General features: G+C 46.7%; 11 protein-coding genes. 1 reads left to right on the forward strand and 10 read right to left on the reverse strand.

The features are described 5' to 3' along the window. From T496_RS0103590 to T496_RS0103615, 6 genes are all read right to left on the reverse strand, one after another. Window positions 1–1,107: an adenine nucleotide alpha hydrolase family protein gene (locus tag T496_RS0103590; RefSeq protein ID WP_027449533.1), complete on the reverse strand. Its 1,107-nt coding sequence runs from the start codon at window positions 1,105–1,107 to the stop codon at window positions 1–3. Next, window positions 1,100–4,270, reverse strand: a complete 3,171-nt coding sequence (locus T496_RS0103595; RefSeq protein ID WP_044110555.1) for a hypothetical protein — start codon at window positions 4,268–4,270, stop codon at window positions 1,100–1,102. Before T496_RS0103595 ends, T496_RS0103590 begins: the two co-directional genes overlap by 8 nt. Beyond that, complete coding sequence (locus tag T496_RS0103600) at window positions 4,263–5,120, reverse strand: DUF4007 family protein (protein WP_027449535.1); 858 nt, start codon at window positions 5,118–5,120, stop codon at window positions 4,263–4,265. The genes T496_RS0103595 and T496_RS0103600 overlap by 8 nt, the downstream gene beginning before the upstream one ends. Window positions 5,121–6,081: 961 nt before the next feature. After that, a complete protein-coding gene (locus T496_RS0103610; RefSeq protein ID WP_027449537.1) occupies window positions 6,082–6,384 on the reverse strand; it encodes a TIGR04076 family protein in 303 nt (100 codons plus the stop codon). Then, window positions 6,377–6,481, reverse strand: a complete 105-nt coding sequence (locus tag T496_RS15365) for a 4Fe-4S binding protein (RefSeq protein WP_081783539.1) — start codon at window positions 6,479–6,481, stop codon at window positions 6,377–6,379. The genes T496_RS0103610 and T496_RS15365 overlap by 8 nt, the downstream gene beginning before the upstream one ends. 16 nt (window positions 6,482–6,497) lie before the next feature. After that, window positions 6,498–7,799 (reverse strand): ATP-binding protein, encoded by a 1,302-nt coding sequence (locus T496_RS0103615; RefSeq protein ID WP_231477992.1) that lies wholly within the window; start codon window positions 7,797–7,799, stop codon window positions 6,498–6,500. A 380-nt stretch (window positions 7,800–8,179) separates the two neighbouring features. Between T496_RS0103615 and dinB the strand changes: the two genes are divergently transcribed. Further along, complete coding sequence (dinB, locus tag T496_RS0103620; protein ID WP_027449539.1) at window positions 8,180–9,283, forward strand: DNA polymerase IV; 1,104 nt, start codon at window positions 8,180–8,182, stop codon at window positions 9,281–9,283. A 49-nt stretch (window positions 9,284–9,332) separates the two neighbouring features. Here dinB and T496_RS0103625 read toward each other — a convergent pair whose 3' ends face one another. The 4 genes from T496_RS0103625 to T496_RS0103640 all read right to left on the reverse strand — a co-directional run bounded on the left by T496_RS0103625 (window position 9,333) and on the right by T496_RS0103640 (window position 13,425). Continuing rightward, window positions 9,333–10,034 carry a 4Fe-4S binding protein gene (locus T496_RS0103625; RefSeq protein WP_044110557.1) on the reverse strand — a complete coding sequence of 234 codons (702 nt, stop codon included), beginning with the start codon at window positions 10,032–10,034 and terminating at the stop codon, window positions 9,333–9,335. A gap of 78 nt (window positions 10,035–10,112) precedes the next feature. Continuing rightward, window positions 10,113–10,502, reverse strand: coding sequence for a C-GCAxxG-C-C family protein (locus tag T496_RS0103630; protein ID WP_231477993.1), 390 nt, complete (start codon window positions 10,500–10,502; stop codon window positions 10,113–10,115). Window positions 10,503–10,650: 148 nt separating this feature from the next. Next, window positions 10,651–11,178 (reverse strand): hypothetical protein, encoded by a 528-nt coding sequence (locus T496_RS0103635; protein WP_027449542.1) that lies wholly within the window; start codon window positions 11,176–11,178, stop codon window positions 10,651–10,653. 27 nt (window positions 11,179–11,205) lie between these two features. Continuing rightward, a complete protein-coding gene (locus T496_RS0103640) occupies window positions 11,206–13,425 on the reverse strand; it encodes a GH92 family glycosyl hydrolase (protein WP_027449543.1) in 2,220 nt (739 codons plus the stop codon). Window positions 13,426–13,515: the final 90 nt, after the last annotated feature.

Here is a 13,515-nt window from a genome sequence, read left to right on the forward strand (position 1 = left end):
CTATATAAAACAATTCGCGCACATCATCTCATCACCAAGGATATCAACGAGAGTGGTTCCTTGTTGATTCTCTCGAGCTTGCTCCTGCCGTTTGATAATATCTAGTTTAATCTGGCGTACACGTTCCGGCTTGGCGAGGTCAGCAAGAGTTTCTCCTTGAATCCACGTGTAGCCATCCTTCTCAAAAGTCATGGCCTTTTCATATAAATCAGGATGCTGTTCAAGCAACCACACCCATTCTATTCGCTGCTGAAAAAAACAGAAATAGCAGCCAGAACGACTACGACAGTAAGTCCCCGTTTTTCCATCCACTTCAAAAGGAATCTCTTCATAGTAGGCAGGAACTCCAACACCACTCTCACGAAGCAAACGGAAGATATCTTCCTTCACCAGTACATCATCGTTATCAAGCAGAGGAAATTCCTCCTCCGTCAGTTTCCCCACGGGATAGTCGGTCGATTGAAGGAATTTGAACACCACATGATTGAAGAGTTTTACATCGATATCAAGAAGGGCATTCAACTTCTTTGAGTAGTAAAACTGTTTCGTGATTGGTTTTCGAACCACCTCCATCACCTCATCTTTCAATCGTTCAGGGCTCAGCTCGTCGTAATATGTTTCAATCTGCTTAATATTGTCGTTGCTCAACACTTTGTTGATAACATCCAGACTCCAAATATTTTTGCGAAAAGGAAACACGGCCTGGATATTAGGTTTCGACGAGATATAGCCATCACGATCTTCATCGCCACGAATTCCAACATAGCTCACAGCATAGTCCTCTCCAGCATATCTCTCAAACTCTGCCAGTTTCATCTTTTTGGTGCACCAGCGTTGCTGTGGCGAGGGCAAGAAGCCGCCCATTGCTTTGAGGAAATGTTCAAAGGGGGTTGGCTCAGGACTTCCCTCTGCAGCACGCAGTCGTTTGATGCTACCAAGATAGGCACTCAAGCGGTCAATGAGTACCTCTGTCTCTGCCAGTTCGCAACCTGTATCAGAATTATAGTACTCAATCTTCAGTTGAGGATATTTCTGCTTCAGGTAAATGGATAACGCAGCGCTGTCCTTACCGCCAGATATGCCTAATATATGTCTTACTTTAGTCATTATTCAATTTCTTTTGAAGAATTCGCATCAAGGTATATACATCAAGGTTGTCGTCACCCGTCAGTAAATCATTAATCTTTGATTCAAGTTCATACGAACGCTGTTCTTCTTTCTCGTCAATCTTATAGTTTAAACTCTCTGACAGAACTGCCTTTTGTTCGCACTCTTTAAACAGATACACAATATCATCATGCAGTTTGGGTTCCTGGTCATCAGTCATACGTTCAAGAGGTGAACCAAGAACTGCAAAACAAACGGACTGATACCATTCCGTACGATTATCAAACTGGGCTATCGCATGCTGATAGAACTCCTTCTGCCGAGGATTCAGCAAGTGAGGTTTTACCTTTGACAAACGTTGTTGGATTTCCTGCACATACTCTGCATATTCGCCAGATTTCAGTCCAAGACTCTCAATGAGATTCTCTTCTATGCGATCAATCAATTGGTTATAGCAGCCACGCAACTCACGTACTGCTCTTTGAATGACATAGCAGTAATCCTGAACCGCATCTTTATCTTTCAGTTTGTCGTCATCATACCCCAATGCCTCTGGTAGGTCTTCAAGAAAAGCCTTTTCAGGGTCTTTGGCGCGGGCCAGTACCTCACGGAATTTGATAGTTTCCTCATGAGGTAGCGACTTGGTATGCTTTGCATAATCGTTAAGTTGACGATTATAGAAGAACAAAAACGGTTTTATTGTCTCAATGAATGCGCCGCCCTTGATTGATCTATTATCGCCCAAATTTAGGAACTTGCGATACTGATTGAAGAGCTGAAGTTTGACACCATCAACAGCATAAGCTTTTATCTTGAATTCTCCTATATGTTTCTTCATCAAGTCAAGCAACTCCAGATTGAAATTCGGAATATACTGTCCATTCTCACCATAAAGCGAGTAATCTTGCCTTTTGATAAAGAGGTAGGTAGGAAGCCAGAACTCCAGTACGCCATCCTTAATTTTATATGGTTGCGCCGTCAGTTTCTTGACCAGCTCCGACAGCTTACGGGCTTTCTCTCTTGTACTATTAAGGAACTCCTCGCAAGCATCCCATAAAGACTTAATATCATCATTGGTAGGCGCATCATTAAACTCTCCATTAATATGGAGTCCAGTGTTACGCAACAGAGAATAGTAGATTGTCTTTTCTGGTGGGAACTTATCTTGCTCGAATCCTAAATCAGTTTTGTTACTATTATCCAACAGAGCTTGCAAATACTTTGCTTTTGCGCCAGAGATGTTACTGCTCAACTTATGTTTATTGAACAATTCATTATTGATAATAGGCGTCAAGGAATAGACATCCTCGCAAACGACAGAGAGTAGTTTGTTGAAATCGCGCTGCGAGTTAATATCCTTTTCTTCTCCCTTGTAGAGCCACACGACATCTTCACTATACGAAAACAAACTTTCACTCAAAGCTTTGTTTAAGAGAGTCTTCTCGTATTCCATCAACTGTACGATTTCCTTAAGAGCCACACGGTCGCTCTTGTCAACCAGTACCTTCTCTACAATATACCGATACTTCTGAATATTATGTACATGAGCAACAAGTTCGTCTGTATTATTGAAGTAGGCAAAAATGATAGCATGCTCACAATTCCTACTAAACTCTACAAGTTCTTTGTATTGCTTGTCTGTTGTGGCAAAAATCATCTGCACGTAACCATCAACATCGCCCACAGGTACAATGTCTTGAGGTTGGCTCAATAGCTGATATTCGAAATATCGGGGAGTGCCACGATGATAATAGTAGGCTTTGACAGGTGAAACTCGGTTGTTAAAGAAAGAGCGAAGATCATCTACATAATTGACAGGCTTAGGAACGACTAAGCCTGCGTTGATCATTTCCTGCTCTATGTTAATATCTGTACCCTCGAAAAGTATCAGGCGTTTTTTATATTCAGCATAACGGATAATCTTTTGGCGGATAAGTTCATGAAGCAGTGTGCTCGCATATTCAATACCCAGAGCCATCGTAGCATAATCAGCCATATCTGCTTGAGTCATGGTGAATCCTGCATTGCCAAACAAGTTCAGCAGGCCAACTGCCTTAACCATTTTTATTGCATCAAGCATCTGATCGGAATCTGCCCAATCACCACCCTCAACACGTTCAATAGATAGGCGAATGGCACTCCACCCTGTTGAGTCATTATTGACATCGTTAAGATACGAATGAAATGAGTTGACTATATAGTCATAAACCTCTGCCAAACTGTATGTCTCATTCTTCTTTGGAATAAATGCTGTAATGGAATGGGCTCCCTTGGCATTCAAGAAAGTAAAGAGTGAACGCTCGTTCTGACCATATCTCTGAATAGCACGTGTCACGGCATAGGCTGCAAAAGTATCCATAGGATAAAGTTTGCTTGCTGTCTCAAAGGTGAAGTCAGAAGAAATAAACTTTCTTTCAACTGCCAGATGATAGATTTTATGAAAATAAGAGTCAGTTACCTTATATCTGTATTCAGCAGAGATATGCTCTGCGGCCAGGAACAACAGTTGTTCGATGGGTTCAGCAAAGACAACCTCTTGAAAACGACCCTTAACCTTTGTCCACTCGTTTTTTTGTTCAGCCGTTAGTTTACGGGAGTAGGCTGAGAAATTCTGGTGAAGAGTTGTGAGCAGAAGAACATTTCTATTGGGGGCATTGACCACCTCACACAATTTCTGCATAAAATAGAGTTCCTCGTCAGGATTATTCTTGGCCGCATGTTCCAACACCTTGCCAAACTCATCTATAACAAACAGGAGCAATTTATTTTGTTTCTTGAGCTTGTCACAATAATGCTTCATGAGCGTTAAAACATCACCTTCTGTTTCTCCTGTCAACATTCTCATTTGAGGGAGTAGCAGATCATATAGTGACTTTGAATCTCCCAAAACATTCAATATCTCAAATTGGCCATCATACAGTACTTTTGGATTTTTAAGAAGGCTGCGATTCTTCATCTCCATAAGGTCATGCTCCAATTGAAGCAGAAAAGAAGACTTTCCCGTTCCATAGGTACCGATGATGGAGTACGAATGAATACCAGTTTGATAGCCATCTATGATTTCCTGCAACACTTTCTGGACATTGGGCGTCACAATATATGTTGAGCCTTCAACGATACCATTCTCGATGTTTGCTGATAATGTAAACGTCTTCTTAGCCATAGTACTCGTTAAGAGCCTCCTCACAACTCATTTCGTTCAAGAACTGCAACTGTCGAATACCTGCTGTATCCGAGTATCTAACATCATTTATATGATGAGCTTCTATTATTTTGCACATCTCAATTACTTCCATATCATTCATACAGAATATCAACCCAATCTCCTGCAGCAAGTCATAGCTAACCGTGTTGTCCTTACCTTTCAGGCTGAGAATAGCATACAGGAATATCTGCCAGGGTAATCTGCGTTTACCTTCAATATTAAACAAATAGTACTTACTCTCTGTATCCGTACGAATTATTTCCAGATCAATAAGCAATGAACTGTAATCGTCGAGAGCCTTGGCCTTTTGAGGAAGGACATAATTCAAAAGCAGAGTACCAATATCTTTCTTGACGGTATTCTCATTAAACTGACTTTGCTTGCCATCCTCGGTCATGACTCTCTTGACAAAATGTAGGAGATGCTGGCGTTCAAACGATTTACGTTCTCTCTGAAACTGCGTAAAAAGCAAATTATAAAGAGTTGCCTCTCCTGTACTGACAAGTAAGAAATGTAGTAGCCATAACGTGCCCAAATCTTCCACAAACGGATCTTTGCCTGTTTCATCAGCAAACAGATACCCTACTAACGAAGATACCTCATCATTTTGGATCAATCCAAATGCTTTCATCCAATATCGGATAGAAGCCACCATATTCTTCCCGACTCCTAATCCTATCACAGCCTCAGGACTGTTGAAGTCATTACCACCAACCACAAAATCATATCCTTTCTTCAGCCAAAGTGTCTTACAAGGAAATGACTCGTGACCAGAAAACGTATATTTCCTAATTTTGCTAATACTCATGTTTTAAGTTCATAATGATTGGGGGAAATAGAAAAAGCGCACCCTCATCCCTTATGCACTTACATCCGAGCCGTCGCCAAACATGCCCATACACGATACACAAGAGAAGGGCACGCCTATGAAAAGGCGCATCCCTAATCCCGCGAGGTCGTGTATTCATTTAGTTGGCGACTATTTGGATGTAAACCTCATCAGAATCTTCGATACGAATTATTCTTTACCCACGATGTCCTGCATCACAAGCTTTCACGTCACCATCTGTCTATACAACATAGGTGGCAGCCACAATGCATCTGCAAAGATACAATTTATTTCTGATATAAGCATCAAAGTGATTCGAATTTACACTTTATTTAATGGAAAAGGGATTTTCATCAAACTTATACCCCCAAAAGTAAACAAACAAACTATCGGTCCTCATGTATTCATTTTTGATGGCATCAAGGTGTAACGTTTTGCTTATTTCATACTAAATCAGAAATGAAATGGTGCATAGTAATGCCACTATTTGCTTGCTTTTAAGATGCAATAGTGGCGCTCTTAAGACGCAATAGTGGCGCTTTTAAGACGCAATAGTTTAGGTTTTGATCTGATTCTAGGGGCTAGATTGGGCGAATCTAGCCCCTGGATGTGGTGGTTCTAGCCCCTAGAAGTGGCATTCCTAGGGGCTAGAAGTGGATGTTCTAGGGGCTAGAACCAAAACAATGGGGCGCAGTATAGACTTTAGAATGGGCACTTCTAGACTTTAGAATGGGCTGTTCTAGACTTTAGAATGGGCCGTTCTAGAGTCTAGAATTGCTCTGTCTAGACTTTAGAATGACTCTAAGAGTGGCACTTTTAGCCGGAGAAAGTGTAGCTTTTGGTAAGTAAGAGCTATGGGATTGGCTTGCGATAGTAGTGCAATAGCGATGCACAAGCGGCGATATTGTGGGCTACGAAGGGTAAAAAAAGAAGTAACCGACTATTCGATTACTTCTATTAGGAAACTGAATGGACGGAAACCGTCGTTACAGCTTATCATGGCGCTATGGGGGTTCTGCATCCAGCCGTCGTAGAAGTTGCCTCCGCCATTGGCCAGGGCCACAACAAACTCTTGCATGGAAGACCAGGCGGAAGGACAGAGACCTTCTGGACGCTGGCCATCGACAGAGATCCACTGCTGCCCCACCCTGACCTCGCAGGCATGCTCTATGGGATTTTCGTACTGAGCAATGAGATCGGGATAGACGGTCTGTCGGATGGCTGTGATGCGTACTTTATTCATAGCTGACTACTTTTGTGGGACATGCCAAGGTGCACTTGCGGCACTTGAAACACCTGTCCTCGCCGATATAGAGGAAAATATTTCTAAAATTACAGATTTCGTATCATTACGAATCAAAAAATGTATTCGGAGTTGTCTATCTGGGGAGTATCAACCTCCATAAACATAACAAAATACACAGGCATGTAAGTAACCTTACCGTCCTGATATACTTCACGTTCATTAGATATTACAGTACCCGAATGCAGATTATAATCAAGATTATTCAATAGATTATTTAGAGCACTGTGTACAGTGTAATCCTTGCCCGACTTGACTTCTATGGGATGAGCACTCATTGCAACATGGTCGTCAATCAGATAGTCGACCTCACCCTGCTTACGATTATCATAATAGAAAAGCTTATGACCATGGGCACGCAGCTCTTGAGCGACAACACTCTCATAGACACTTCCAAGATTTATACTACGTATATCATCAAGTATCGGACGGATATTGTTATGATATAGCAATCCTGTCAGCAATCCAACATCATTCAGATAGAGCTTAAGTAGATTCTTCTGGAGTGACTCGCTGAGTGGAAAACGAGGATTGGATATAGCGTGGACCGACAAAGCAATACCCGAAGAAACAAGATACTCAAATTCCTCCTGATATTGAGAAAAACGATCACCTTCCTTGCCACGTATTTCACGAGCCACAATGCGCTTTTTCTTGTTCTCCATCTGTGATGGTATCATCTCGTAAATACGGCGTACAAGTAGCTTCTTGCTATGTTCCTTTTCGTATTTTGATGCATCGTCGGCATAGAGACCGCGAATAGCCTCCTGGACTTCTCGCACACGAACAATATTGTGGGTATCCAGATAAGTATTGACGGCATCAGGCAGTCCGCCAACCAACAGATATCTACGGAACAGATCAAGCACATGGTTATGGTGTTCCTCTGAAAGACTCTGAAGGTTTTTATAGGCATGTCGCAACATAGCAATGGCATCTGTTCCGAAACCATTGGCGATAAGAAATTCCTCGAAATCAAGTTGAAACATCTCCTTGCGAATAATACTGCCAACAGGAATAGATGTCGTGTCTTGCAATGCAATACCCAATAGACTTCCGCTGGCTATGTAACGATAGCGACCATCTTCTCGAAGAAACTTCAGCATAGTAAGATACTGGGGGTAATGCTGAATCTCATCAAGAAAAATCAAAGTATTATCACGATTATCTAACTTATCGCCAGCAATCATACTGAGAGTTAGAAAGAAGTCCTCCTTCTTATGGATGTTCTTAAACAACTGCTCACCTTCGTCATCCTCAACAAAGTTAATCTCTACAAAGTTTGGGAAAAGACGGTTACCCACCTCACGGATACTGAAAGATTTGCCTATTTGGCGGGCACCTTCCAATATCATAATCTTATCTGTATCTGACTTCAGATAGTCTTCAATATACGATGTAATCTTTCTATACAGCATTGCATTTTACACTTTTCAAACGAATCCGGCAACCAAATTATACACTTTTCAAATGAATTCAACGGTCAGTTTTTACACTTTTCAATAAGAATTACCGTTGCAAAAATACACTTTTCAATTAAATCTACCAAATAAAACATAGAAAAAAACAACTTTGTTTCATTAAGGGCGTGAAGGAAGGTGGCTGGATGAAGCTCTGGATTTTTTCCATTTTTATGCTGAAAAGCGCAAGCACAATGATGATTTCTGAGGATTATTTAATACCTTTGCATTAAACATAAAGGACAGGAGCTCGGGATGGATCTCGAGGCTGAGGCATGGAAAGAAGGAAGATCATACATGTGGACATGGACCAGTTCTTTGCCGCTGTGGAACAGCGCGACAATGAGGAACTGAGGGGCAAACCGATTGCGGTGGGCCGGGACGTGGAACGTGGTGTGGTCTCGACGGCCAGCTATGAGGCACGGCGCTATGGCGTGCACTCTGCACAGTCCATTCAAGTGGCCAAACGCCTGTGTCCGCAACTGATCATCGTGGAACCGCACTTTCAGAAATATAAGGAGGTGTCGGCCCAACTTCATGAGATATTCCACGACTATACCGACCTGATAGAGCCGATATCGCTGGACGAGGCTTTCCTGGATGTGACCGAGAATAAGAAGGGGATGGAGCTGGGGGTGGCCATTGCCCGCGAAATAAAACAACGCATTCGTGAGACAACGGGACTGACGGCGTCGGCCGGTGTCAGCTATTGTAAGTTTCTGGCCAAGATAGCCTCAGACTGGCGCAAGCCCGACGGGCTGACGGTGATTCACCCAGACAGAGCGCTGGATTTCATAGCCCACCTGAAGGTGGAGAAGATATGGGGCGTGGGACAGAAAACGGCTGAGAAGATGCACCGCATGGGCATCTTCACAGGCCTTGACCTGAGAAACATGGCGCTGGAGCGACTCACCCATGAGTTTGGAAAGATGGGACACGTGTTCTATGACTTCGCCCGTGGCATTGACAACAGGCCCGTGGTCTCTGAGTGGGAGCGCAAGTCCGTGAGTTGTGAGCACACGTTTGAAGCGGACATCAGCAGGAATGCAGACGTCACCATCCATCTCTACCACACCGTGCTGGAGCTGGTGAGGCGCATCGAGAAGAATGATTTCGAGGGGCGCACGCTGACACTGAAAGTAAAATTCCTAGATTTTCAGCAGATCACCCGCAGCATCACCGCCGACCACACACTGCGAACGAAAGACGAGATTCTGCCTTTGGCCAAACAGCTGATGCAGGGCGTGAACTTCCACTCCCACCCCATCCGCCTGATAGGTCTGGGAGTGTCAAAGCCCGGAACGCCCACGCCACAGCCCGATAAACAATGGACCGAGCTGGAGCTGGACTTCAAGCCGTGGCCAGAGACGGCGCTTTAAGCGACCACGCCGAAGGACAACGGTCTGGCGAATGGGTGCGACTCGTACTTTATTGATACGTGACTACCTTTGTAGGGCAAGCCAACGTGCACTTCTTGCACTTAATGCAGTCGGGGTGGAGATAGCCACTGGCCTCGCCACTGGCTTCATAGGGTGACAACTGCATGGGACACACACGGGCGCACAGCTTACAGGTGGTCTTGCAGGCACTACTGACATGGACTGCCTTGAAGCCGGCTGGCAGTGGTTGCTGCTTGGGGGCCACCCAACGCGAGATGGTGCCCATGGGACAGAAGCTGCACCATGTGCGGGGTGCATAGATGAACGAGAGGACGACACCGACGATGGTGGTCAAGAGGATGATGGTCCAGAACACGCGACCGATATCGTTCCACATATCGAGTCCGCCAGCGCTCCAACGCACCTGACTGAGCTGGATGCCAAACATGGTGAAGATGAAGAACACCATGAAGAGGCGGAAGCCCGACGTACGTACAAAGCTGGGGATGGGTTTGTGGGGGGAATATTTGGAGAGAAGACGGTCGTAGAGGTTGCCACGCGGACATATGTTGCCGCACCAGAAGCGACCACGCCAGATGGAGGTGACCACCGGACCTATCATGCAGATAAGTGCAACGAGGCCGACGGCAGGGAAGAACCACGCCACAATGAGATATGTGATGATGATCCAATAGAGCGACAGGCCGGGTGCAGCGAAGTGCCTATGAAAGTTTTTCTTCTTTTGTTCCATAATGTTTCTTCAATGTTATTCTGAATATCAATCCTTTAACCTTATGACAAAAACCATACCAAAGGATGTGTGGGGGGATTATGCATCTAACTGCTGTTCGAGGAACTCGGCGGCATCGGCCACGCAGTCGTGACACTCACGAAGCACCACCTTGGTACCTACCCCCTTCAACAGCTTGCACTGGGTAGCACCATTGCGCTGCTGGAACTTGGTCATCATGTCGCGCATCTGCTTCATAGACTTCACCTTGTCTTTGTTGACCATGCCCAGCACCATGCCTGCGCCTACCAGCGCACCGCACGTGCCCTCCATGCAGCCCATGCCCGTGCCAAAGGCACCGGCCATGTTCATGGCTGTGGCCTCGTCGATACCTGCCAGGTCGGCATAGGTGTGGAGTAAGGCCTGTGCACAGTTGTGACTACCACAACGTTTCTTTTCGCTTGCAATATGTTTTCTTGTTTCCATCATATCTATTCCTATCGTCTTCGTTGTAAGACAGCGCAAAGGTACAAACAAGTTGATAGAAAAACGAATAGTTTTTTCTATCATTACATCGAAAAAATCTATAGCAAACAGAATAACATGTCGCTAAATCACCACATTTACGACGCCATTACTACATCTTTGTCATGTGATAGCCTAGGCGTTTCAATTGAACAGCTGCTCCCATGAGATAGAGTTGATGCAGACTGGACACATAGGCATTGAACGCCTCTTTGGTGCCTGGTTCGATGTTCTGTCGCAACAGCGCATTGTAGATACGTGAGGCGCACTCGCCCACCAACTTCTCGAGCAGGGCATAGGGTGTGTCTTTCAGTAGCAGCACATCCTCGCGCACGTATTCGTCGAGGGCGTCGTAGCCACGCTTGTCGCGCATATAGGCGTAGAGGTCGTCCACCTTGGAATAGATGTCCCACTCTTTGTCCCACATCTGAGCCACGGCCATGCCGATGTACATCATCCAGCCCAGGCTGGCCGAGGGGAAGTCCTGAAACTCGCGGATGCCATCGGGGATATAGGCCTTGGCGATGTCTTCCCATTTATCCTCTACGTCGGGACACTCGGGCAGTCGCTCATCGACCTCCTGCATGCTAAGCAGGAACTGGTGGAGGTCTTGATGCAGGGTTTCTTCAAATTGTTGCATATACCTTATTTATATTATATATAGTGTTTACATATCGAACTGAAGGGTGCCACCCTCTGCGATTTGCTGATGGGTGAGCATCAGTTGTTTGAGGGGCTTACCGTTCAGCAGAACGCGCTTCACATGAACGCGAGAGGCGGTCTTGCGTGGTGCCGTGATGACGAAAACGCGTCCGCCAGCCAGGTGCAGCGTGGCGCGCTTGAAGAGCGGTGTGCCCAGCACATACTCGGCAGCGCCCGCATTGAAGGGATAGAAGCCCAGCGACGAGAAGATGTACCAGGCTGACATCTGACCACAGTCGTCATTGCCGGCATAGCCACAGGGGGTGGCGTTGTAGAACTGGCTGCGCACTTGCTCTACGAGCTCCTGGGTGCGATGGGGACGACCGGCAAAGTTGTAGAGATAGACGGTGTGATGACTGGGCTCGTTGCCATGTGCATACTGGCCAATGAAGCCACTGGCATTGCCATTCACCTCGCCACTGGTGGCTGTCAGCGAGAAGTTCTCGTCGAGTTTCTTCAGGAAGTTGCGCTCGCCACCCAAAAGTTCAATCAGTCCCTTGGGATTCTGTGGCACAAACCACATATATTGCCAGGCATTGCCCTCGATGAACGAGGGATTCTCGTAGCTCAGCGGATCGAAAGGCTCTATCCAGTTGCCCTTCTCGTCTTTGGCACGGAAGAAGCCCGTCTTGGCATCGAAAAGGTTGCGATAGAACTCGCTGCGACGCAAGAAGCGCTGGTAGTCGGCAGTGCGTCCCAACTTCTTGGCAACAGCAGCCACGCACCAGTCGTCGAAGGCCTGTTCAAGGGTGATGCTGACACTGGTGTTCTGCAGCGTCTGCGGCATGTAGCCATACTTCTCCCACACCTCGAAAGGCGAGTTGAGGTGACTACGTGTGCTGCTCTCCAGCATGGCCTGATAGGCCTCCTCGACATTGACACCGGGCAGTCCGGCCAAGATGGCATCGGAAAGCACAGGGATGGCATGGTTGCCTATCATGCAATAGTTGTCTTGTCCCCACAGGTCCCAGATGGGTAGATAGCCATAGGTCTGGTGATGGCGCACCATGTCGCGCACGAACTGGGCTGCAACGTCGGGGGCGATGAGCGTATAAAGGGGATGAGCCGCACGGAACGTGTCCCACAGACTGAAGGTGCTGTGGTAGGTCTCGCCACGGGGCATCTGTTTGATTTCGAAGTTGGTGTCCATATAGCGTCCGTCCACGTCGCTCATGGTGTTGGGCTGCATCAGCACATGATAGAGACCGGTGTAGAAGATGGTCTTTTGCTCGCTGGTGCCATCGATGTCGATACATGATAGTGCCTTCTGCCATGCATCGTGGGCAGCCTTGGCGTAGTGGTCGAAGTCCCAGCTCTGGGCCTCGGCCTTCATATTCTGGCGTGCACCCAGGTTATCGACAGGCGAGATGGCCACCTTGACAGTGAGCTGGCGCCCGTCGGCAGGGTCGAAGCTCAGCGCACCACGCAGTGAGCGACCATTGACCACGGGACTCTCGCCAACGCTGCGTGCACCATCCATCAAGAGACGGCGACTGAAAGGGCGCGAGAACTCGGCACGGAAATAGACCTTGCGCAGTTTGGCCCAACCCGTGATCACGCGAAAACCCTCGATGGTGTGGTCGTCGACCACGCGCAACTGGCTCTGTATGATCTGATAGGCACGGCGCCCTGTGTAGTAGGCCTCGCCGCGATAGGTGCCACGGTCCAGGTCGAGCACCACGGTCTGTGGCGCGCCTTGGGGGAAGGTGTAGCGATGGATGCCGGTGCGCACGGTAGCCGAGAGCTCCACGCGTACGCCACTCTCTTGCAAATCTACCATATAGTAGCCTGGACGGGCAGCTTCGGCCTGATGACTGTATCGCTGGCCAAAGACTCCTTTTCTCAGTTCGGTAGTACGCACTTCGTGCGACAGGGGCATCAGGCTAACGTCGATCAGGTCGGTGCACCCTGTGCCACTGAGGTGGGTATGGGTGAAGCCATAGATGGAATCGCGGTTATAGTCGTAGCCTGAGCAGGGGTCCCAGGTCACCATGTGCTCGGTCTCAGGACTCAGCTGCACCATGCCTTGTGGCATCGTGGCACCGGGAAACGTGGAACCACTCAAGGCGCCGGTGGCGTCGGTCTGGGTTCCGATAAAGGGGTTCACATACGAGGTGTGATCTGTTGCCAGCAGGCTCGCTGTTATACTGCTAAGCCATAGAATAAAGAAGAATCTAGTTTTCATTTTGGTTCACAAATTTTGTGCAAAGGTACAAATATAATACGCATATCGCCTCATTATTATATATTTTTATCAGGTTTATGGTATTATTCA

The organism is Xylanibacter brevis P6B11, assembly GCF_000621825.1.
Lineage (GTDB): Bacteria > Bacteroidota > Bacteroidia > Bacteroidales > Bacteroidaceae > Prevotella > Prevotella brevis.